The 21,691-nt window shown below is 62.7% G+C and carries 20 protein-coding genes; all 20 read right to left on the reverse strand.

Annotated elements, in window-relative coordinates:
- Positions 1-415 precede the first annotated feature (415 nt).
- Positions 416-2,179: a hypothetical protein gene (locus tag BJF89_RS05560; protein ID WP_075812962.1), complete on the reverse strand. Its 1,764-nt coding sequence runs from the start codon at positions 2,177-2,179 to the stop codon at positions 416-418.
- A complete protein-coding gene (locus tag BJF89_RS05565) occupies positions 2,179-2,964 on the reverse strand; it encodes a hypothetical protein (protein ID WP_075812964.1) in 786 nt (261 codons plus the stop codon). The genes BJF89_RS05560 and BJF89_RS05565 overlap by 1 nt, the downstream gene beginning before the upstream one ends.
- Before the next feature lie 3 nt (positions 2,965-2,967).
- Positions 2,968-3,495 carry a hypothetical protein gene (locus tag BJF89_RS05570; RefSeq protein ID WP_075812966.1) on the reverse strand — a complete coding sequence of 176 codons (528 nt, stop codon included), beginning with the start codon at positions 3,493-3,495 and terminating at the stop codon, positions 2,968-2,970.
- A 20-nt stretch (positions 3,496-3,515) separates the two neighbouring features.
- Complete coding sequence (locus tag BJF89_RS05575; RefSeq protein WP_083650514.1) at positions 3,516-5,108, reverse strand: hypothetical protein; 1,593 nt, start codon at positions 5,106-5,108, stop codon at positions 3,516-3,518.
- Between the two features lie 801 nt (positions 5,109-5,909).
- Positions 5,910-11,426 (reverse strand): phage tail tape measure protein, encoded by a 5,517-nt coding sequence (locus BJF89_RS05585; RefSeq protein WP_075812970.1) that lies wholly within the window; start codon positions 11,424-11,426, stop codon positions 5,910-5,912.
- A gap of 9 nt (positions 11,427-11,435) precedes the next feature.
- On the reverse strand, positions 11,436-11,765 hold the full coding sequence (locus BJF89_RS05590) for a hypothetical protein (RefSeq protein ID WP_075812972.1): 330 nt from the start codon (positions 11,763-11,765) through the stop codon (positions 11,436-11,438).
- A gap of 35 nt (positions 11,766-11,800) precedes the next feature.
- Positions 11,801-12,193, reverse strand: coding sequence for a hypothetical protein (locus BJF89_RS05595; protein ID WP_075812974.1), 393 nt, complete (start codon positions 12,191-12,193; stop codon positions 11,801-11,803).
- A gap of 118 nt (positions 12,194-12,311) precedes the next feature.
- The gene (locus BJF89_RS05600; protein WP_075812976.1) at positions 12,312-12,695 is read right to left on the reverse strand and encodes a hypothetical protein; all 384 of its coding nucleotides are present in this window, start codon (positions 12,693-12,695) and stop codon (positions 12,312-12,314) included.
- Between the two features lie 59 nt (positions 12,696-12,754).
- Positions 12,755-13,663, reverse strand: a complete 909-nt coding sequence (locus BJF89_RS05605; RefSeq protein WP_075812978.1) for an Ig domain-containing protein — start codon at positions 13,661-13,663, stop codon at positions 12,755-12,757.
- Between the two features lie 71 nt (positions 13,664-13,734).
- Positions 13,735-14,136 carry a hypothetical protein gene (locus BJF89_RS05610; protein WP_075812980.1) on the reverse strand — a complete coding sequence of 134 codons (402 nt, stop codon included), beginning with the start codon at positions 14,134-14,136 and terminating at the stop codon, positions 13,735-13,737.
- The gene (locus BJF89_RS18455) at positions 14,133-14,408 is read right to left on the reverse strand and encodes a hypothetical protein (protein ID WP_139311895.1); all 276 of its coding nucleotides are present in this window, start codon (positions 14,406-14,408) and stop codon (positions 14,133-14,135) included. The genes BJF89_RS05610 and BJF89_RS18455 overlap by 4 nt, the downstream gene beginning before the upstream one ends.
- A 3-nt stretch (positions 14,409-14,411) precedes the next feature.
- Positions 14,412-14,774 (reverse strand): hypothetical protein, encoded by a 363-nt coding sequence (locus BJF89_RS05615; protein ID WP_075812982.1) that lies wholly within the window; start codon positions 14,772-14,774, stop codon positions 14,412-14,414.
- Positions 14,771-15,196, reverse strand: a complete 426-nt coding sequence (locus tag BJF89_RS05620) for a Gp19/Gp15/Gp42 family protein (protein ID WP_075812984.1) — start codon at positions 15,194-15,196, stop codon at positions 14,771-14,773. The genes BJF89_RS05615 and BJF89_RS05620 overlap by 4 nt, the downstream gene beginning before the upstream one ends.
- A gap of 16 nt (positions 15,197-15,212) precedes the next feature.
- On the reverse strand, positions 15,213-15,584 hold the full coding sequence (locus BJF89_RS05625; RefSeq protein WP_075812986.1) for a hypothetical protein: 372 nt from the start codon (positions 15,582-15,584) through the stop codon (positions 15,213-15,215).
- Complete coding sequence (locus BJF89_RS05630) at positions 15,584-16,498, reverse strand: hypothetical protein (RefSeq protein ID WP_075812988.1); 915 nt, start codon at positions 16,496-16,498, stop codon at positions 15,584-15,586. The genes BJF89_RS05625 and BJF89_RS05630 overlap by 1 nt, the downstream gene beginning before the upstream one ends.
- 23 nt (positions 16,499-16,521) lie before the next feature.
- The gene (locus BJF89_RS05635; protein WP_075812990.1) at positions 16,522-16,911 is read right to left on the reverse strand and encodes a hypothetical protein; all 390 of its coding nucleotides are present in this window, start codon (positions 16,909-16,911) and stop codon (positions 16,522-16,524) included.
- 13 nt (positions 16,912-16,924) lie between these two features.
- Positions 16,925-18,292, reverse strand: a complete 1,368-nt coding sequence (locus BJF89_RS05640; protein WP_075812992.1) for a head maturation protease, ClpP-related — start codon at positions 18,290-18,292, stop codon at positions 16,925-16,927.
- The gene (locus BJF89_RS05645) at positions 18,285-19,700 is read right to left on the reverse strand and encodes a DUF935 family protein (RefSeq protein WP_075812994.1); all 1,416 of its coding nucleotides are present in this window, start codon (positions 19,698-19,700) and stop codon (positions 18,285-18,287) included. The genes BJF89_RS05640 and BJF89_RS05645 overlap by 8 nt, the downstream gene beginning before the upstream one ends.
- 17 nt (positions 19,701-19,717) lie before the next feature.
- Positions 19,718-21,265: a terminase large subunit gene (locus tag BJF89_RS05650; RefSeq protein WP_075812996.1), complete on the reverse strand. Its 1,548-nt coding sequence runs from the start codon at positions 21,263-21,265 to the stop codon at positions 19,718-19,720.
- Entirely contained in the window at positions 21,219-21,581 is a 363-nt protein-coding gene (locus tag BJF89_RS05655; protein ID WP_075812998.1) for a hypothetical protein, read from the reverse strand. Before BJF89_RS05655 ends, BJF89_RS05650 begins: the two co-directional genes overlap by 47 nt.
- Positions 21,582-21,691: the final 110 nt, after the last annotated feature.

The following is a 21,691-nucleotide window of genomic DNA, read 5'->3' on the forward strand; positions in this document are numbered from 1 at the left end:
AGGCACATTCCCCAGTGCTTTCGCTAGTGTCGAAGTGTCCAAAAACCCTTCTCCTTACGACGTAGGCCAGTAGTAGACTGTCCCCGTAAAGGACGGTGCATATGCATTACTTGTAGAGTTTCGCCTGACCTGGATGCCGGTACTCCCTTGCGAAACAACCGATGCGCCACATGCGCCAGAGAAGATCTTCCCCTTCTCCGCGCCACCAAAAATAAGGTCGGGGAGCGAGTTCATATTCGTTCCGGACGCGTCAGTAGTGGCTACTATGAGCGTCACACGATGTTCTTTTCCTTCTGGCACTTGCACAGTGGTTACGTTATGGACACCGGTTCCAGATGGTGACGTAAAATTGATCGGAACTGACGTAACTTTCGCACCGCCAGTCTTTCCCACGTATTCGTAAGTGATCGCCATATCACACCCCCGTAATCCGGTAGAACTTCAACTCATCCGGGTTCGTCGTATCAATCCACCAGTCCCCCGACACCGCACCCGGGATCGACGCAGGCGGCGTACCCGCCCCGCCGAACGTCGCACCACGGGACCGCATCGCCGCGGTCGTTGCCTTCGAGTCCAACTCGGCCCGCAACCCACGCACACCCGCCGGCCCATCAATGTCATGCTGATGCTCCGTCGGAGGGCGAGCATCCGTCAACCGATCATCATTACCGTCAACCTTCAACCCCAGAGCAGAACGCAACCCCGCAACATCATCAATACGATGCGAGTGCGCAGGCACCGGCTGCACAAACAACGTCACCCGACACCCAGCATCAAGATCACCCTGCTCCCACGTCCCAGCAACAGCGACCTCAAAATGCTCCGTTAAATCAACCCTCGCCACAACCTGACGGTGAGTGTCCTGCTCCCCCGCCGCCACAGTCGCCAACGTCGTTGCAGTGTTATCCGCACGACGACCCCGCAACGACACCGCCGACGCGCCACACCAATCAACCGTGACGAACACCTCACCCAACCAATGCGGCGGACGCAACCACTCACCATCAAACACCCAACCCGTCGATGACGACACCGGATCATCCGTCGCATTACTCCACCCGGTACTCGTTGGTTCCAGGTGCAACGCAGCACCCGGAGCAGTCATAGCCAACCCCGGTACCCGCGGATCGTCACCAGAGCCAGCCAGATCACCAGCCATGCGGATCAGACCACGCGCCGCGTTCGATGCGGCTGGGAGATCACCGGTAGCAATATCCCCGGCCTGCTGTGCTGCCTCCCGGGCCTCATCCCGGTAGCCCTTGCCCTCACGCGCCGAGGTGGCGGAACGTCCCGCAGAGTCCTCAGCGGCGGTCGCATGCCCAGCAGTGATACCCGTAGCCTCCGCCACCTCATCATCAACAGCCTGCTTCGCACCCGCCTCATGCTCACCAGCAATAGTCGCCGCGGTCTCCGCATCCGTCGCTCGACCATCAGACCGTGTCGCCGCGTCCTGCGCCTCATTACACGCCCGGCCCGTCGCCAAACGATCCTCCCGCACCGCCACACGATCCTCACCCGTGGCAACCGCCGCAGCCTGAGCATCTACACGATGCTCATCAGCAACCTTCGCACTAGCATCAGCATCAGCAGCCGACTGAGAAGACTCCCCCGCCGACACCGCAGACGCATCAGCCAGCCCCTGCGACCGATCAGCCTCCGACTCCGACCGATCAGCCTGCACCTTCGACTCATCCCGATGAGCAAGAGCATCCGCCTCAGCCTGCACTGACGTAGCCTCAGCCTGAAGCACCCGCTCTGCCGAGCCCACGCGATCCGCAGCCCACTCAGAACGATCAGCCTCCGACTCCGACCGATCAGCCTGCTCACGCGAATCACGCGCAGCCGCCTCAGCACGGGACACCACAATCGGCTCCCACTCCACCTGCTCACCGATCAGATCCGCAAGATTCCAGCGGCCCTCCATCGGGATACCAATCTCCCACGACTGACCGTGAGACACGCCGCCTTCCAGACGAACCACCACAGGACCAGGATCAAGCTCCGGCGTCTGAAACTTGCCGTCGGAATCCTCCATCTCAATGCGCGCCAACTCACGCAGCACCAACCCCTCGCCCTCCATCGCCGGGCGCACCTTCGTCGCAGAAATAACCACAGCAGTGCCCTGCTGGTCGAACGCAGTACCGGCGATGTCGTGCAGATAGCCATGAAGAACAGTCATTACTTGTTCGCCTCCTCTTCAGTCTCATTGGGCACGACCTCATCGCCCCTGTTTTGCGTGTCCGTGCTGTGCCGAATTGCCGCCATCATCGAAAACCGGGTGCCGCCGTCCCACCAGCGCCACGCACCCGTCCAGGTATCGACTTCGACCTTGCATCCTGGCTCCTCAATCACCACAGGAAAGATGCTGAGCAATGTGCCAGCCCCCTTCGGGTCGGTGACGAATCCGCCCTCGGAGAACGTCGATGCGTCATCGATACACGTGTGATAGAAAGTCCCGTTCGGTCGCCTGATCCTCACCGTCTGTCGAATCATCGCGTTGCCGCCGAATGTTGTGCCGGCCGCGTGGGTCTTCACCAACACCAGCCACGCTCCAGCGCCGTCGAGGGATAGTCGTCCGTCAGAGGTGATACTCGTGTTCTTCGCCGGGCCGAGCTGCTTATCGAACCGCATACGGCGGGTGTTGTTGGTCGACCACTGCGCGTTGATGTTTTTCGACATGTACGAAAAGCCATAGCCCGAGATGCCGAACAACAGGTCAACACGGTCGGTCAGGTCAAGCTGCCCATTACGGATCTCCTCGGCAGCCTCTTCGACAGGCGCGAACGGGCCACCAGTAAGAATGCCATTCAACGCGTTACTGATTGCCGTGCCAATACCACCCACAGTCCCTTGAAAAGACTCCGCCAGCCCCGAACCAAGATCATTACCCGCATTCCCCAACGACTTCAGATCCTGCGGGGAACCATCCCAGCTCGGGGTATACCGATCCGGAGAGATACCCATCGGCTAATCCTCCTGATCCAAAGCAGCCCGCAGCGCAGCCTTCTGCTCCGGAGTCATCGACGACACATCCACCTGCGGCGAGGCCGGCCCCTGGCGCTCCTCGAGAGCACCGATCCACAACCCGTCCTCATGCGGAGAACCCGACCCACCCAGCGAGTCATAACGCACCTGCGGACCCAACCGAACCGTCCACCGGTATTGCCCCGCCGGAAGCGTCCCTGCCATATGGCCGGTACGCGGGCACACACTGATGCCAGTAGGAAGGTTCTCCGACCATGCCGCGGTGTACTCAGCACCAGGCACGTATTCGTCAACCTCGCGATCATCCTTCCAATCACGGAAGTACTCCACCGTCGACGGAGCGACATCGTGAAGCTTCGCGCCGCACATATCGAAAATGAACGTCGCGAGCTCGTTCATCATCTCCGGGGTGAACTTCATCCCCAGCGGGTGCAGAAACAGTTGAGCCATAGGATGAACATCCACTGGTGGCTCATTCTCAAACATGAAGTCCAACTGACGATTCGTCACAGTGATGATCCTCCTTGGGGTTACGGGATAGCCGTTTTCACCCGATCAATGGCCGCAGACACGGTCTTCATACTTCGCTCAAGCGCTCGCGCCGGAGACTCCCGCAAACGCGGATCCCCCAACCCCAACGACACCTGATCGCCCTCACGAGTCACCGCCACATTCCACTCATTGACGTACGTGGCAAACACGATTCCATGGGACACCACAGCCCCCTGGTCGCCGGTGAAATAGTGACGCCCCAGGATGTACGGCTGCCCGTCACCGACAGTGAACTCCGTAGAGACACTGCCCTGGGTCTCCTGCAGCCCGGTGAACCCCTGCTGCAGAGACGACAAACTGAAGCCATCACCGGGGATGACAATCCCCCGATAGCGATACGGGCCATGAGCAAGCGCCCGCGACCGCGAACTGTACTGAGCCCACGCGAACAACTTGTCCTTCAGCAGCTCGCCCTGCATGTGCCCTATGAAAGCCCCCGCAGCCACAGCGAACGGCGCCAGAGGTGGAAACAACATCCCCACCCCAGCACCAATGCCCTGCCACATCGCAGCCGATGAGGCAGCGATGAGACTGTTGACGATCTGTGGCGAGCGGCCACCAACGATGACGTGCGAATCAGTGGACTTGCGGACCACAAGACGATGCTCGGTGCCATTCATGTGATCGGCAGACCACACACACCACGCGTGTTCGTTCTCACCGTCAAACCACGAGTCATCCAGAACCAGTGCTTTGGTGGTCTGGTCTCCGGAGATCGTCGCCCGGATGCCGCGGATAATATCCCGCGGAGTGCCCGTTGATGACGAGTCGAACGCACGCGGCTTCACATCGATCACCATCGTCGGTTTCGACAACGTCGCATGATTCGGAAACGGTTGGGCGTCACCGGGTAGCCACAGCTCAACGGTCAGCAGTAGCCCTGCAGCATCGAGGGTGGATGAGAACATTTCGCCGGCGAGATTGAACCGGGAATCCAACACCGTCCACTCCGTCGTTAAAGACTCGTGGATCGGGTTGACGATGATCGGCCACCGCGACGGATCAAGCTTTGACCACGTCGAGGTGGACCATAGATCCCACGATGCCAGCATGGATGCCTGGAACTCGCGGGCCAGATTGCGGAACATGTAGTTCTTCACCACGCGCAGCGCATCCCCAAACTGGATATCGGCGTACATCAACTGCGCGAGCAACGGCAGTGCCGGTGAAGCCCACAACGGCATGTGGTTCAAGTGCTCCCACAAGCCCTCACCAATCACGGTGACCGTGCCGACCCCGGAGTCCTGCATCAGCTCAATTTCCGCCAGCCGATACGCCATCCGGTAGTCCGGGGTCTCCACCACGATCCAGAACCACTGGTCCAGCAACCCTGATGGATTCCCGGCCACAGCAGCCTCAGCCATGAGCAGATCCGGGACCGCCTGGTGATCACCTTCCACCGTGATCTTCAAAGACCCGGAAGCGTTGGCACGATCACCGTATTCACCGGACAGGTATCCCGTCAGTGGGGCGACCGGCTCGAGCTGATTATCAAACAACCACACCGTCCGGGCGCCCATCGCATGCTCAGCCGAGCGGGCCTGACGCCACGACTGCCAGTCGAAAGCCACCAGTCACCACCTCCACATGTGCGAGTGCCGCGACACCAATCGGCCAACACAGCGATCAAAAGACCACTTGGCTGTCGAATGTGGCTCAATCGGCAGAGGGAACAGTCGGCCCCGCATGCCACGCCACAGATCAGGGGCATCCACGCCATCGACGGTGACCTGAGAGGCCATCGCCGGATCAGTGTTCAGCACCGCAGTACGACCGCCAGCATCAGGCAACATCACCCGGCCGATTCCCGGCGCAGTGACCGAGGCTCCCGCACCCGACCACTGAACCACCGGCCATGATGGAAGATCACCACTGTTGCCCAGCGTTGATGCGCCCTGATAGTTGCTCGTCTCACCGTGCCAACACCCCTGATACGACGTCACCGGGATATCCACCGTCAACGACGGCAGCCCCGGCGTTGCCGGAGACTTATCCGGCGCGGGATCCTCAGAGGTGCGAACGATCGGGCATGTCAACGTCCCGCGAGAAGGATGAGTGACCCGCAACGTTGACTCGACCAAGGGGGTCACTCCCCGAAGAAACAGCGACCAGACCTCCAGAAGCGGCGTACTATCAGCCCGAAAACCCAGTTTCCACGTCGCCTCCATCTGATCGGCTTTCCAACTCACCGGAGTCACACCGACCTGAGAGGTCGTCGCCCTGGCCGTCACCTGGATCGGTGATGCCAGCCCGACAGGCCCCATCAGGTACACCCCGGGTTGCCCCGGAGCGCCGCGGGTTAAAGCCCACTCGATACCCCACCGGTCGGTGAGGGACACCTGAAGCAGATCCATACGGTCTCCCCCTTCTCCTTATGCCAACAGCACACGAGTAGCCGTGTCGACTGCTCTGCGCTCGGTCTTCATTGCGCGGATGTCCTTCTCATTGACCTCCACACGACCCTCGACAGCATCAACGCGCTTCTCGAGGACCTGCTCGCCATTAAGGTTGATCACCAAGGTGACCGACCCGGCCGAGTCGTCAGAGGTGTCCAATGTCGGGGCGTCGACTGCAGGGGCAGCGATGGCCGGCTCGGACGGGGCGGCGTACTCCGCCAGGTCTGCGGCGGCTTCGGCGAGTAGCTGTGACGACTCAACGAAGTCCTGCATGGCCTGGTCAGTGAACACGTGCTCAGGGCTTCCCGACAGGTTCACCGCCAGAGCGCCGTCGGGCAGTGTGCCGCCGGTGTCGTACAAGCCAGCGTCGAGGACGAGCTGTTCGGCTCGTCCCATGACCTGCCCGTACTTATCGGGGAACGCTGAGACCTGGACGCCCTGGGCGACGGCACCGGGGTCCATCGAGGCCCAGTTCGGGAACTTGGACAGCATCGCGTCGAAGAACATGCCGGCGGACCGGTAGGGGTCCATCCGGTCGGCGGTGGTGCCCCATGCTCCGTTGTTGCGCTGCTGGAACAGTCCGACGCTGTCGTGGTCGCTTCCGATAGCGTCGTGCCGGTAGTTCAGCGAATCCGGCACGGCGTGGGAGGCGTACATCTTCATCGGATCGCCAACCTCAACCAGCGAGGTTGCGACGCCGATCTTCGCTCCCGATGCCGGCAGTCCATGATCTTGCGCCTGCCGGACGATCTCATGGACGAAGAAGTCCATGCCCCACTCTGGGGTCTTGTGCCGATCAGGGGCGATCTCGTCCAAAGGAACGACAAGGGACTCCGACCGCTCCACGGGCATCTCCGCCGCGGTGTAGGACTCCGGCACCGTAGCCACGGACGTAGATTCGGGGTCAAGCGTTGCTGTGACGTCCAGTTCGTCAGTCGACACTGCGCCAGCGGTGACCGTCGCAGCATCGGCCGCTTCGTTCTTGCCGTACCACTCCGGCGTCGGTGCCAGCTCATTCGCCGGAGTCATGAGCAGCTTCTTGGTGAGGCTGTCGCCTGCGCCGAAGAAGTCGAACAGCGCGTCCACGCCCATATCGAGTGCGGACTTGTCGCCCATCTCCTCTGCGAACACCTGCTGTGCGACCTGAGTCCCACCAGTGAGTGCGGCCTGCGGGGATGCAGGGGCAGACTCCGGAGTAACCTCTGCCGGGTTCGTGGCCGCAGGGGCGGTCGGACCGCGCAGAATCGCTTCCGCCTCAGCAACCGGGTTATACCCCAGGCCGAAGTTGTCGATCATCCGCTCCACTGCCTTGACCTGATCCCAGTTGAGAACGGCCTCGGGGCGGCCAGTCTCATTGCGGACGATGGACAGACCGTCAGGAATCCAACCACCACGATCCCGGTACAGTCCGGTCTTCTCACCGAGCCATCCCAAGCCACTCTTGCCCCACTCGAACATCTTGGAGCCCATGCCCTTGGCGGCGTCGTACGTCTTGCCGACCAGGCTTCCGAGGTCCTCGATGCGATCGAAGAGGAAATCGATCGTCTTGTCCTTCGTGGACGTCATGGCCTTCGGCGGGATCGCCAACCACTCGGGCGGAGGCTCGCCGATAGCCGACGCAAACGCCGCCTTAATTGGCTCGAGCAGGTCATCAAAGATGCCCTTCACCTTGTCGCGAAGGAAACCCTTCTTCTGTGCGGGTGAGGGGCCACCGGCAGACTCGAAGTCACCGTCAGCACCGATCGGCAGGTGATACTGACCGGATCGCCACTGGCCATCATCAGCACCGGCAGCCGGACCGCCGTACGCGACGCCACCGTGCCCGCCACCGGACTCGACGTTGACGCTCGAGAAGCTGCCGACGCTGGACAGGGTGCCCGCAGTGTGACCGCCCTGCCCACCGGAGTCCGGGCCACCGGACATGCCGATGGAGAACCCCTGGCCCAGACCAGCGGCCCAGGTCTGGTTTCCAGCGCGGACATTGTTTCCTTGAGAAGCGGGGAAGGCAGGAGTCGCCCAGTGCCCAGCGTTTGGCTCGGCACCGAGAATCACCGAAGCGATCGCCGATATGAAGCCGGAGCAGTCGCCACCGGCCGGCCACTGAGAACCAGTCAGATACGGCTTACCGTTCTGCTGCCTTGCCCACTCGTGACCAGCCTCGACCTTGGCTTCCCACGCAGGACGGACTTCGCCGCCATCCTTGAAAGCTGGCAACAGCGGACCGTTGTCTGAAGGGTTGCGCTCATCCCGGTAGACCCGGCCATCCTTCATCGTGAAATTCTGACCGGCGGCCAGGAGGTCGCGCATCGCGTACACAGTGCCGTGCCCGCCTGCCAGCTCGACCTCCTTGGCAGTGAGCATGTGCTCACCGTTGGAGCCCCACATCAGCACGTCGTCAGAGGTGCCAGTGCCGGGACCTGTAATACGACCACCGGTCGCGTAGCCACCGATCTCCTTGGCAGGTTCCGCCTCCTTCAGCCCTGGAAGGAATCCGGCGATGGTGTTCCATGCCTTCAGGATTCCGCCGTTATACACCTCACGGATCATGAAGTTGATCGGCTTAGCGAGGATGCCCCGCAACCGATCCCACACGCCCTTGATGCCGTCGACGACAGAGTCGAAGAAGTCCTTCACCCTCGACAGCCCATTCTTGAGCGCGTCGAACGCCGGGGAGATCACCGAGTCATACACCGTGCGGATGCCCGATCCGAGGTTGCCCCACGCCTCCTTCATCCGGTCGACGACCGGGGAGAAGATCGTGTTCCACAGCCACTGAATCGCGTTGGCGACAGCGTCCCACGCGGGTTTGATGATCGAGTCATACACTGAACGGATGCCAGAGCCGAGACCCGACCAAGCTGCCTTGATGAAACCGAAGATCGGCGAAAGTACGGTGTTCCACAGCCAGCTTGCCGCTGAGGACACCGCATCCCAGGCGGGCTTAATGACCGAGTCATAGACTGCTCGGATGCCCTGACCAAGCAGGCTCCACCCGGCCTTGATGAAACCGAAAATGGGTTGCAGCACGTTCTGCCACATGAACTGAACGACGGTCTGTAGGTTCTCCCACGCCGGTTTGATCCAGTTCTCCCACGCAGCCTTGATGCCCCAAGACAGCGCTTGCCACGCCAACAGCAGTGGCGTCAGGATGACCATTCCGATGACGCCGAGGGTGGTGGACACGATCGTCCACAGCAGATCAAACGTCGGCTTCAACACCGAGTTCCAGGCTGTCTGGATGCCCTGCCACAGGATGTCCCACCCCGTCTTGATCCCCGACCAGACAGACGAGATGACGTCGCCGAGCCAGGAGAACACCGGGGTGAAAACACTCGTCAGCCATTCCCACGCTGATGACAGAGCGTCCATGAAGCCCTGCCAGATCTGTTTTCCGGTCTCCGTCTTCGTAAAGAAGTACGTCAAACCAGCCACGACCGCGGCGAGGGCCATCACAACAAGCATGATGGGGTTCGCCGCCATGACAGCGTTGAAGGCAACCTGCACACCAGTGGCTATCTTCGTGACCATCTGCCACGTCTTGATAGCGCCGGTCCACAGTGCCCACGCTCCAGCGGCTGCGCCGACAGTGACGATCAGCGGGGTGAGCCAGGTCTGATTGTTCTTTGCCCAGTCGGCGACCTTCTGCCCGGCATCCCACAGCTTCATGAAGCCATCACCAGCAAGATCAAGGACCGTACCCTTCAGAGCATTCAACCGGCCCTGCAACGAATCCGACACCGAATCAGCAAGCTCCTGGGACGACCCAGCGAACCCACCCATCCGATCCTCACCCTGCGTCAAAGCATCAAGGAACTGCGGAATCTGATCCACCGACAGATCCTCAAGAGGAGTACCGAACAAAGCGATGGCATGCTGAGCGCGCTCGGCCGGATCCTCAATGTCCATCAAAGACTCAGCCGTGTACTGCAGTGCGAGACGCGCCGAATCGCCGCCAGCGGCAACGCTGGTCGCCATCGCTTCGGCATCCTCACCAATCGCGGCATACGCGTCGGAAGTCGCCTTCGAACCATCAGACGCACGGATAGTGAACTCCTTGAGAGCATCACCGGTCTTATCCAGCGCCCACTTGCCCTTATCTGCCTGGGACACCAGCATGGAGAAGGCTTCCTCACCAGAGAACCCCAGCGCACGGAAGTTCGTGCCGTACTCGTTGATGATCTCCGGCATCTCATCGCGCATCGCTGCAGGCACCCGCTGCATCGCGGTGGTCATCATGTCCGCGGCGGACTCAACGTCACCGGCCAGACCGTTGACAACCAACTGCCCGGCAGTCTGCGTGGCCTCCTCCATCGACACTCCGAAAGTCTCGGAGAACCCGATGAAGTTGTCCGCCAACTCAGCTGCGGTCTGCTCACCCTCGAATCCGAGATAGCGGAACTGGGACGACAATGAACCGACAGCCCCGGCAGCAACATCAGCGCTCCCCGCGATACCAGAGCGCATAACCTCACCGACCTCGTCACCGAGGGACGCCGCCGTCTCACCTGTCAGCCCGAGCTGACGGTTCATCAGCCCGATCTCTTTCGACACGTCGAAACCGGCAGCGAACGTCGCACCGACCCCAGCGATACCCGCAGCAGCTCCAGCGATGCCCCCGATCTTTCCCACAAGGCCGTCGATGGAACCGCCCGCGCTGGAAGCACTATCCTCCATGCCGCGGACCTCTTCGGAGACCTCGCGAGCCGACCGAGCAGCCTTGTCCTGGGCAGCGACAAGGCCAAGTTCAGCTACTTCGAGCTGTTCAGAAGCAGTCTCGGACTGAGCACGGGTCTTGGAGACATCACCCTCGGCCTTTTTCACCGACACAGTGGTCTTATCGGCATCCTTGCGCGCCCGCTGCAAATCACGCTCGGCTTTCACCGCGTCACGTGATCCCTCACCAGATGCCTCACGAGCCGCCGTCACAGCCTGCTCAGCAGCCGTAACACGAGAGGAAGCCGACTGTGCAGCCGCTCGCGCATCCTGAGCCTTTTGCTCAGCCACAGCTACATCCGCGGCAGCTTTCTGCGACTTCAGTCGGGCATCCTCCACCCGGTTCTCTGCGGTGACAATCGAGGATGCGCGTGCTTGCCCACCGTCACGTACCGCCTGCAGATCTTTCTCCGCAGCACCGAGACGCTCGGACATGGACTGCTGACGACGGCGAGCATCCTCAACCTTCGACTCAGCAGCCATGATCTGCCCGGCAGAAGCGTTGCTATCATCCCGGACCTGGGCAAGCTGTTCTTCGGCGACGCGGAGTTCTGCAGCCGCGCCAGCCTCTTTACTCCGGGCGGCCGCGACCTTGGAGGAGGCATTACCCATCGCCTTGGCCATCGACTCCGCAGCGGACTGGCCGCCAGCCTTGCCAGCGTCGCTGAGTCCCTTCTCCAACTGTGAACCTGCGGACTTTGCTGCCTGTCCAGCGCCCTTGTTGACCTCGGCGATGAAGCCCTTCATTGATGCCAGAACAGGCACCCAGACACCGGACATGCAGACCTCCTACAGGTTGTCGAGCCAGTCCAGGACCTCGTCCTGGTCGTAATCCCCCAGATCGCCGGAAATGCCTTGACCACCGGACTTTTCAGGTTTCGTCCACGGGTAGGTCGGCATTTTGTCGGCAGGCATTTTCGCCTTCTTGTCACCGGCTGCTTTCGCTGTGGTGACGGTGTTGACCCACGTCGCCCAGATCAGGATCCACAGCATCGAATCGGTGTAGCTGTACTCAATGCCGTTGGTCGCGGCCTTCGTGTGTGGTCCGGACTGGGGCAGGCCCTCTGTGAGTACGCGGAGTTTTCGCAGGGTGATGTCCCCGCGCCAGTACTCCGCCATCACGTCGCGGTGATAGAACCGCTCGAGTGCAGCTTCTAGCGCTTCCGGCCCGCCGCACGCCGCTGCGAGCGATTGCGCCGTGTAGGGCGACCGTTGGCGTCAGTCCCCTGCTCGAGTTCGGCCTTGCGCTGAACGATCAGCACGATCATGCGCGGGGTGCCGCCGGCTTCCACGAAGCGATCCCACTCGTCATCGCCCATCCAGAACGCGGCAACATCCTCGATGTTGTTGTCCTCGCTGATCTCGTTGAGCTCGTCGTAATCGTCGTCGGTGAAGAACATCGAGTCGCGGACGGTGAAAGTCAGGGTTTCGCCCTTCTTCGGTCCGTCGGTGGCGACGAAGTCGAAGGGAGCGCGGCCCTCCTCCACGCCTGTGGCTTCAGCGCGCTGAGCCAGCAGTTCGGTGAGGTTGAGGTTGGAATTGGCCATGTCAGGTCCTCCTATAGAAGTTTGGGTGTCAGGTCCGCTTACGCAGGTGAAATAGAGTGGGGACGCGGGCGAGGACCTGACAAGGGTTCCCGCGCCCCCGTTCCGGAGTTGCTGGGCGCTACACGCCGCCGGGTTCGGCAGTCGACAGCGAGTCGATCTGCGACTGCAGAGCGGCGATAGCTGACTCGTGGTCATCCCGGGTGATGTAGTCCCCCGACGGCTGCTTGCTCTCAAGGGCCGACGTCAGCCCGGTGATCTTCGACTGAGCCAGCGTGGGAATCTGCCCGGCGGCCAGCGTGCCGGTGATGTCGGACGCCGGGTGCTTGTGACCGGAGTCCGACTTGGCTTCCGCCGCTGTCTGCGCGTCCTCGGCGAGACGGTGCGCCTCGGAGATACCGGCTTCCCAGCGTCGGACATCCTGCGCCCGGATCGGGGTCATGCCCGGTTTCGACGGTGGCGCGTCCGGATCATCGACCCAGTCGGTGCGCTCGGTGAATGCCATAGGTCATCCTCCTGTGGGGTAGGTAGCCGTGCCCGGGTAGAGGGTCGTGCCAGGCACGGCTACTCGGGGTCCACGGTCATCTCCAGGGCACGCGTGGCGAACAGTCCGTTCGCATCGGCGACCCGGACGGTGAGTCCCTCGGTGCCGGCAGCAGTCGGAGTGCCGGATACCGTGCCGTCGGCGGCGAGAGACAGCCCGGCTGGCAGCTCCCCGGCAGAGACAGTCCAGGTGTACGGCGACATGCCACCAGCGGCGACGAACGAGTGGCTGTAGGCGGTGCCGACAGTTCCGCTGGGAACCGCACCCGAAGCGATGGACAGCGGCGTGGTGCCGTCAGTGCCGGTGGAGATCTGGGAAGCGTCCTTCCAGTTCTTGTTGAACTCCCACCACGCGGTCTTGCCCACAGCCTCCGGAGCGACCGTGGCGTACTCCGGGCCTGCCGGGTACACGTTGCGGGTCACCTGGAGGCCGTAGACGCCCTCCTTGTTCATCGTGATGCTGCCGCGCTCAGCGATCTGGGTCTGCAGGAACGTCGTGCGCTGGTGCTTGCCCTTATCGAACATGTCGATGATGGTCTGCAGGTTGTCGAACTCCGGCAGGCCACCGGTGAAGAAACCGACACCACCATGGGCGAGGTCCTCGATCTCGGACTGGGGCACACCGAGGTATTCGGCGAGCTTGCCCGGGCCGGTCTCCCACATCGTGTAGGCGATCGCGGTCGTCGCCTCGATGATGTCCGTGCGGATGGCGGAGGCTTCCTGCCACGGAATGAAGTCCTGACGGTTCTCGTCGAACGACACCTCGACGCCATCGGGGCTCAGGTAGCCCTCCTGGCGGTGAACCTCGGTGTTGTAGCTCTCGTCGGTGCCGACGATGGGGGTGCCGACCGGTGCGGTACGCACCGCGCCGGTGAGAGCGACGCGTACCGCTTCGCGGTTGGTGCCCTGGAGCATGGTCTGATCAGCCATGATGATCCTCCTCGTGGATCGAATAAACCCCACAGGAGGCTCCTGTGGGGTTGCTAAATGAATGGGAGTGTTTACGAGTGCTTATCCAGCGACGCTTCGGCGCCGAGCACTTTCACCCGCGGGTTGAGATCCTCACGGGTAGCGAAGACGGGGCAATCGACCGCAGTGACATCCGTGCCCGCGATATGCGGAAGCTGGTAGAGCAGTGCGCGTACCTTCTCCGCCAGTGGTGTGGCCTGTCCCCTGGATTGGGCGAACACCTCGATGTCGAGTCCGACCTCGTCGAGACGTACAGGAAAACCGTCACCACCCCACGCGGTGCTCTTGGTGGCACCGGGCAGGATGTCAACGATGACGCAGGGGAGGTTGTCATCCATGTCCTTGGCAGGGGGAAGCTGGTCAGCAACCCAGATGCCGGGCAGTGCTTCACTGAGGACGTTGATGGTCTGCAGGAGAATATCTGTATCGTTCATCTGCCCCTGCCCTCTCTGCCGGCACGGCGCAATATCCGTCCGGCAATGCGTTCGGTCCCGTCAGGGGCGTCGACAACCACATCCACAGATGTGCGGCCGCTGGACAGGGGATGATCCCGAATCGATACGCTAGCGTCGACGCCGGCGCGGGCGAGTTCTTTGCGCGTTCGTGCAGCGATCTTCGCGGCCTGCTTCTTGACACCGAGTTTTACCTCTGGGGTGTTGTTGGCAAGAGCGAAGATGTCGTCAGCGGAGAGTGCAGTATCTGCCATGTGTCAGCCTTCCCATCGGGTGACGGTGAACTCGTCGTGACCCAGGCGGTCGTGGTTCACTCGTCCGATTTCGCCCACGATTTCGAGCACACCGTCGATGCCATCGACCAGGACACCGTCGGTGGCGTCCAGTCCATCGATATGAGCCCCGGGGCGGGTGATGACCTGCCAGGAGGTGCGGGTGTGAACCCGGGTGCCTGCTGCAGTGTCCTCAGCGAGTTCAACGGGCTGGCATTCGACGAGGAATTCTTCGTCCTGAAGGGTGGCGCCGTTGTCGGGGTCGAGGGTGAGCTTCCCGCCCTTGGGGTTGTAGGGGTCAGGCTCGCGACCGGCCTTGACCACCCGCAGGGGTGTTTGCCAGATCATCGGGCCTTCCGTTCCGGGTAGCGCGGCGGCGACGGGAAGTACCCCTGTGAGGTGCCATCGGCAGCAAGGCCGAGGCGTGTCTTCTGGGCGTCGGTAAGCACAAGCTGGCCCCAGGATGTAGCACCAGGGTCAGCCCAGGTTCCGGACTCGGAGACCTGTCCGGCTGTTACAGAGCCGGAGATTCTTCCGGCGTCGGTGCCGACGATCATCACAGCGGAGACCATTTCGCGGATGACGCGGGACGCTTCACCAGCCAGCCATGGCACTGTCTCAATGTCGAGTGGCAGCGAGCGGTGACGACGGGCGAAGGCATCCACGAGAATGGACTCGGCTTCTTCCAGAAGGGCCGTGGCCCTGGTCTTCTCGGCAGTGCTCAGCGGGCGTGGAAAGAGGGTGAAGAACGTGTCGGGGTCGACAAGCATGCGATGTTCTCCCCTCTTACGGAAGTGCGGCGATGAGCTCCGGCTTGCTCTTGAACTTGGTGGGATCCACGCCGACGGAGCGGGCGTAGTCGTCCCAGGCCTTGCGGTTCATCGCTGGGGATGGACGGGACGACGTGCTGTCGGAGTCGGAGGTGTCCTCGTCCTCGTCAGAGGGTGAGTCGGTATCCTCGTCGTCCGCGGTGCTGTTGTCTGCGGCATCGGTGTTGGGGGCGTCATCCTGCTCGGCGTACGGTTCGGCGATGCTGAGTTCCAGCAGGCGCTGGGCTTCGGTGTCGTCGAGGTTGAGAATGTCACCGTGCTGGTGGATGTGGATGCGCCCCGAGGAGTCACGGCGCTTGAGCGCCGGTCGTGTCAGGACGATGCGCATTAGGCCTTGACCCCCTTGATCCAGATCCCGGCGGTCGGGTTGTGTACGCCGACGATGCGGCGCTGGGTGACCTGGGTCCGGAAGTACTCGTTGGTCGGGACGTCGATCGGTCCGGAGACGGTCAGTGGTCGGGAGTCGGAGTAGAACGCGAGGTCCTTGGCCTGGCAGACCAGGGCGTCCTTGACGGGCCACCACTTCGGGATGACGACGTTGAGGCCCATGAACTTGTCGTAGACCTTGCCGGTGACCGCGGCGTTGTCCGGGGCGAGGGTGCCTGCGGCGTAGTGCTTCCACACGGAGTCGGAGGAAGAGAAGGCGCCGAGCATGCCGGAGGGCAGGACGAGGGTGTCGGGCTCGAAGATGAGGGCGGCCTCGTTGCCGTCGATGTCGAGCTGTTCGGCGAAGGAGTCGATGGCGGCGGCGGTTTCACTGACGGGGTCGCCGCCGGTGGCGCCCCATGCTGCGGCGGCGGCCATGTCGGGGATGTCCGATTCCTGCACGGAGCGCAGGAGGGATCGCGAGTTCTGGCGAACGACGCGGTTCTTCAGCTGGCTGATGGCGTTCTGCACATCGTAGAGCTTGTTGTCGTCGCGCTGCTCGTAGGAGATCTCCAGTGCGCGACCGGTCTTCTGGGCGAAGATGACCTTCTTCTCGCCGGTCTGGACGCGGGTCGTCGGGATCTCAGCGAACTCGGCGACGTCGGCGAGTCCGTCCTCGGAGAACTGGGCGACGTTCTCGGTGAAGGCGATGGAGCCGGAGTTCGGGCCGGCGTCGGTGAACAGGTCTGCGACGACATCGTATTCCTTGATGTAGTCGTAGATGTCCTGGTTGAGGACCTTGGGGGCGCCGAGGATCTCCTCGACGGTGGCCGTCGGGTTGTCGGAGAATCCGCCGACGGTGATGGGGGTAGTCATACCGTGACCTTCTTTCTGTGGGGTTAGACCGCGAGGCGGACCAGGGCCCGGGAGCCCTTGATTTCGGTGACCTTGCCGACGACGGCGCCGGCGGAGTGGGCCTTGACCTTGCCGGCGCCTGCGACGCCGACGGCGCCGCCGAGGGTGACGGTGCCGGTGGTTTCAAGCCACACGGCGGCCGGTGCGTAGACCGCGCCGACGAATTCCGGCAGCGGGACAGCCTGCAGGGAGGCGTACTCCTTCTGACGGGGTGCGGCGTCGGTGTGGGCGATGCCGATCACCGACTCTGCGTCTGCGGCAGCGACGACTGCGAGGCCGTCGTTGTTGAGGGCGAGGACCTGTCCACCGGTGACCTTCTCGGCGACCTTGAAGGTCTGCGGGCCGTGGTGGAAGACGATGTTGATGGCGCTCATGGGATGGGTTCTCCTATCGGGTTAGGGAGCGGCGGACCCGCTCATCTCGTTCGGACTCCGCCGTGGCGACAGTGTCGGAGTCGGTGCGGGCATGTCCGTCCTCCCCGCGGTGCACGGTTCCCGACGGGATCTGTGCCATGCGGGCTTCGGCGTCCTCGCGGTCGTTGACCCACGCGGCAGCCCAACGCTTGCGGGCGGCGGCGCCGATTTTGTTGTCCCGGAACGCGTTCTCGGCGAAGGCCTTGGCCTTGTCCTCGCGGTCGCGCTCCATGGCCTTCCAGCCGTAGGCTGCGGCCTCCTCCAACTCAGCGAGCCGGGAGGAGTCGATCACGGAGGTGAGCGTGTCTGCCCCCGGGACGACCGGGTCTCCGGTGCCGGTTCCGGGCTCGTCGCCTTCGCCGGCGGCGGCCTTGACGGTGATCGCCGCGGTGAGGGTGACGGCCTCGGTGCCAGTGGCGGTGACGGTGACTTCGACCTCGTCGTCAGGCTCCGCACCGGAGGGGGCGGTGACGTTGAGGACGCCGGTGGCTTCGTCAACCTCGGCGGTCCAGCCGTCCGGGGTGGTGTCGATGGCGAAGGTCAGCCCCGAGGGGACTTCACCAACCGGGGTGATCGTCGCGGAGCCGGTCGGCACGACGGTGCTGTCCTCCGGGTAGGTGACCTCCACCGTCGAGGTCACCTGCAGCTCTTCGGCGAAGAAGCGGGCGAGCGCTGACTTGACCTTGGTTTCGGGCTGGCCCAGGTCGCGGGCCAGATCAGTAAGAGCGGACATGCCGCCCTCCTTCCTTTTGCGCCCCGTGGGGCGGTGGGTTTTTGGCGCCGGGGCGTCCCGGCGACCTGAGTAGCGGAAATTCGCCATGATCCCGGCGCGAGGCATGACCGCGGCGGCGACGGCTCGGGCATCCTCGACGGCATCGACCAGTCCGGCGTCGAGGGCTTCGGCGGCGGTGTACCAGGTCTCGGCGCGCATGATGTCGCGCCACTCGTCGGGGGTGCCGCCGGCCTTGGCGGAGTAGATCTCCGACATGGTGGTCGAGATGCGGTTGAGGTCGGCGAGGACCTTCTCCATCGCTGCGGCGTTGCCGTCGGCGTAGGTCCACGCATCGTGGATCATCAGCTCTGCCGAGGGGCGGATGATGACCCGGTCCGCACCGCCGATGGCGATGTAGGACGCGGCGGAGGCTGCGAGTCCTTCGATGATGACGGTGACGGTGCCCGGGTAGCCGCGCAGGGTGTTCATGATCGCGTGGCCGTCGTGGACGTCGCCGCCAGGACTGTTGACCCGGACGGTGAGGTCACCCTCCATCTCGCCGAGGATGCGGGCGACTTCGGTGGGGTTGACCTCCCAACCGATTTCGCCGTAGATCAGCAGCTCATTCACGGTGCACCTCCTGTGTGGGTGGTGGGGCCCCTGGCGGAAGCCCATCGGGTGGGACTCCCGCCGGGGCGATGGGGTTCAGCCCCACGGCGGCGAGGGCCTGCTCTGTCGTGAATCCCTTCTCGACAAGCACGGCCATCGCGTCGACGAGCGTCTTCAATTCCGCGGGGTCGGGCTTGCCAAGATTCGGGTTGTCCTTCTTCGCCTGGCTCAGGGGCTTCTTCGGTGGCAGGCCGTAGCGTCGGCGCCACTCGGCTTCGAGGTCCGCATCAGGGATGAACAGCCCGGCGTTGATCAACGCGGCCATCGCTTCAGCGGTGAGTTCCTTCTTCGAACCGATCGGGTCGAAGGTGATGCGCGGGTAGGGCCCGTGATCACGGTCGAATCCGAGGTTCACCATCCGTTCGACGAGGAACTGGTTCGCGGTGTCTGCGATGTCCTCGGCGATGGTCTGCAGCGAGTCGGTGAACGTCTGTGCCTGCACGTCGGCCAGGGCGTAGGAGCCTCCGCCGCCGTCCAGGTTCAGGAAGTGCGCGAGGACGGATCGGGCGATCTGCGAATCGTGGTAGTCGATCGCGGTGCGCGGATTGACGATCTGACCGGAGACTCCCATCAGTTCAGCCTTTGCGCCGTTCTTCAATGAGAGCCCGGCGGTCTTGCCCGAGCGGATGCTGGCGGCGAGCTTGGCGTTCTCGTCAACCTCGTGGGGGTCCTCTGCGCTTGAGGCGGTGATGGTGGGTATGCCCATGCCGTTGCGGTCGAGAACGTTCGCCTCAAGCCGCATGAACGTGTCCTTGAGGACCCAGTGCTTGTACGCAGCCCGCAGCACGCTGGATCCAGTCCAGGAGGTGTCCTCCGGATCGTGAACATACGCCAGCAGGTTGGACACCGGCAGGACGATCGGTCGACCATTGTTCTTGCGACCGGCCGGAGCAGACTGCTCTATGGACTCCAACCCACCGTCGTCCGCGACGTTGATCTTCGTGATCGTCTCCGGCGGTCGGTAGGCGATCTTGTGCAACCGATCGCGGCCCGTGGTCTCATCGGTCTTGTACACGGCCTCAAAGAAGGCGTGTCCGAAGTCGAGCTGCTTGAGCACCCAGTGCAGGTGCTTGCTCCACGAGGCATGGCCACCGGTACGCTCGGAGGGGTCGAACGCGTCGTCGCCAATGATCGGTAGACGTAGATCCTCGGCGACCTGACGCACGATCTCCTCATCCGCTCCGTGAGGATCCAGGCGCCAAGTGGTGCGCTGGATGGGCAGCTTCACAGCCTTGAGCACAGATCGGACCTGGGAATCCTCGCGGCCCATCCGGGAGTACGGGCGCAGTGAGAACGGGTAGCGCAGTTCCCAGTTGGATTCGGCGACGACAGATGTTTCGTCGTAGACGGCGTGTCCCTGTTCGGTCACAGGCGTGCACCTCCTTTTCAGAACCGGATGGCGGAGACCGGGCTATCGTCGGCATCGATGCCGACTGAGGTCTTCGCGCCGCGGGGTTTCTTCGGCAGCGGGGCGAACTGCTGGACGCCCCACATCGCCATGCCCACCGAGGTCAATCCACTGACCTCGCCGGAGTAGCGTTCCCACATCACGCCGCCCTCCTTGCCCTCGCGCAGGGTGACGACGTTGATCTCATCGCGCAGCTTCGCGTCCTCGCTGAGGGTGTACTGGCGATCGTCGATGCCCTGCAGGAACGCCGAGCAGGATCCGGACACCTGGTTCCACTTCATCTGTGTGATTTCCAGGCCTGCCCGCTCGAGCGGGTCAATGAACACGGCAGCGGCGGACTTGGGGTCAATCAGCACAGCTTGCGTCGTCTCCCCCACAGCAGAGAGCACAGCAGCGACGACAGCGGGCTCACTCATGTCTCCGCGCCAACCGACAATGCCGTGCACCCCATCCTTGGTCCTACCGCCGGCAGAGACGGACACAGCGGTGCGATCAGGTGCAGCATCGATGGCCAAGACGGTGTAGCCCATCGTGACCGGCCCGGAGGTCATGACCTTGTTGACCGCGTCATCGGAGATAACAGGCTGATGCTCGTCTACGTCCGTCTCATCGAACCACGACGCCCACCCCAGTGCTTCAACACCGAAGTTCCGGCGTCCCAGCTCAGTGTTCATGCGGCGCATGATCTTGTGCATCTTCTTGGCATTCGCAATCACCCCGTAGGACGGGTTCGCCGTGCGGTGGGTGATCTCCGCCTGCGGATCCATATCCTCCGGAGCGGCGTACTCCGCGAGGTACAACGGATCCTCCGCCTCCCACTCATTGAGCGCCTGAGCACGCATCGAGGACAACACCTGCCCGTTCTTGTGCTGCGGGAAATCCTGATGCACCGCAGACGACATGAAGAACACCTGCGGATCCTCAGCAGCCTGCGACAAGAACGTCAACGCCGCCATCTCAGACTCACTGAGGTTGTAGGACTCGTCATAGATCAACAAGTCCACCTTCGTCAGGCCACGCCCCGCATCCTGCGAACGAGTCGTGAACACGACCTTGCCCCCGTTGGAAAGCACGATCGTTCCCCGCCCCTGCGAACACGTGTGAGCAGTATGCAACTTCATCAAGAACCGACGCCCCTTGACGATCTTCCACGTCTGCTCCCACTGCTCCTTCGCCGTCTCCCACTGCTGCGCGGTGAACAACACGTTCTGGCCCAACACGAAAATCCGGTAGATCACGATGAGAGCCACGATCAACGACTTCCCGTTCTGCCGGGGGCAGATCAAGATCGCATCAGAGTGCACCCACCGGCCATCAGGGCCCGTTGCGTTGATCGCGTTGATCTCGTTCTCCTGCCACGGCATCGGCTCAACACCAGAGCGGCGGGCGAGTTCGATGTTCTTGCGACCGTGCTCGTGCTCGCCGGGGGCTTCACGCAGATTCAGAGGCGTCTGCTTACCCGTGAGCGCCGGGAAGGCCTCACAGGTCGGAAAGTCCTCCCTCTTCGTCAGCGTCGCCGTCGTCATACTCCGACCTCCTGCGGCTGATCTCTGCCATAAGCTGCTTGTAGACAACCTCGGTCTGCCGTTGCTCGCGTAAGACCCCGCCCACCTGGAGGACGAACTCGGTGTCACTGTCCATCACAGGGATGACACGCCCCCATTCCGTGTCATCACGCGACGACATACGGTGCAGGCGGTCCAAACGATCCTTAATCCGGCACAATTCGATGACGAGGGACTGCACATCGGCAGGGTCACGGTCATCTTGGAGACCGGCGAAGAGCTCACGGCCGCCCTGCTCGAAAGTCTCGAGGTCGAAAAGCGACTCCAAATCGTCCACTTTTTGGCCTCCTGTTCCCGCAGGTCAGCGAAACTTTTCCGGTCCGTGTAAAAAATGTTCCTGACTGCACCAAGCGGCGGGGTCAGGAAGGGCACCCGCCGAACATTTCG

Origin of the sequence: Corynebacterium sp. CNJ-954, from assembly GCF_001942345.1 — a bacterium.
In the GTDB taxonomy this organism is placed as follows: Bacteria; Actinomycetota; Actinomycetes; order Mycobacteriales; family Mycobacteriaceae; genus Corynebacterium.

Excerpts from the sequence above, each read along its gene's own strand:
- BJF89_RS05650 (WP_075812996.1), bottom strand. The coding sequence starts at position 21,265 with ATGACGACGGCGACGCTGACGAAGAGGGAGGACTTTCCGACCTGTGAG.
- BJF89_RS05620 (WP_075812984.1), bottom strand. The coding sequence starts at position 15,196 with ATGCTTGTCGACCCCGACACGTTCTTCACCCTCTTTCCACGCCCGCTG.
- BJF89_RS05585 (WP_075812970.1), bottom strand. The coding sequence starts at position 11,426 with ATGTCCGGTGTCTGGGTGCCTGTTCTGGCATCAATGAAGGGCTTCATC.
- BJF89_RS05595 (WP_075812974.1), bottom strand. The coding sequence starts at position 12,193 with ATGGCCAATTCCAACCTCAACCTCACCGAACTGCTGGCTCAGCGCGCT.
- BJF89_RS05625 (WP_075812986.1), bottom strand. The coding sequence starts at position 15,584 with ATGCGCATCGTCCTGACACGACCGGCGCTCAAGCGCCGTGACTCCTCG.
- BJF89_RS05635 (WP_075812990.1), bottom strand. The coding sequence starts at position 16,911 with ATGAGCGCCATCAACATCGTCTTCCACCACGGCCCGCAGACCTTCAAG.
- BJF89_RS05590 (WP_075812972.1), bottom strand. The coding sequence starts at position 11,765 with ATGGCGGAGTACTGGCGCGGGGACATCACCCTGCGAAAACTCCGCGTA.
- BJF89_RS05560 (WP_075812962.1), bottom strand. The coding sequence starts at position 2,179 with ATGACTGTTCTTCATGGCTATCTGCACGACATCGCCGGTACTGCGTTC.
- BJF89_RS05630 (WP_075812988.1), bottom strand. The coding sequence starts at position 16,498 with ATGACTACCCCCATCACCGTCGGCGGATTCTCCGACAACCCGACGGCC.
- BJF89_RS18455 (WP_139311895.1), bottom strand. The coding sequence starts at position 14,408 with ATGGCAGATACTGCACTCTCCGCTGACGACATCTTCGCTCTTGCCAAC.
- BJF89_RS05615 (WP_075812982.1), bottom strand. The coding sequence starts at position 14,774 with ATGATCTGGCAAACACCCCTGCGGGTGGTCAAGGCCGGTCGCGAGCCT.
- BJF89_RS05610 (WP_075812980.1), bottom strand. The coding sequence starts at position 14,136 with ATGAACGATACAGATATTCTCCTGCAGACCATCAACGTCCTCAGTGAA.
- BJF89_RS05605 (WP_075812978.1), bottom strand. The coding sequence starts at position 13,663 with ATGGCTGATCAGACCATGCTCCAGGGCACCAACCGCGAAGCGGTACGC.
- BJF89_RS05600 (WP_075812976.1), bottom strand. The coding sequence starts at position 12,695 with ATGGCATTCACCGAGCGCACCGACTGGGTCGATGATCCGGACGCGCCA.
- BJF89_RS05565 (WP_075812964.1), bottom strand. The coding sequence starts at position 2,964 with ATGGGTATCTCTCCGGATCGGTATACCCCGAGCTGGGATGGTTCCCCG.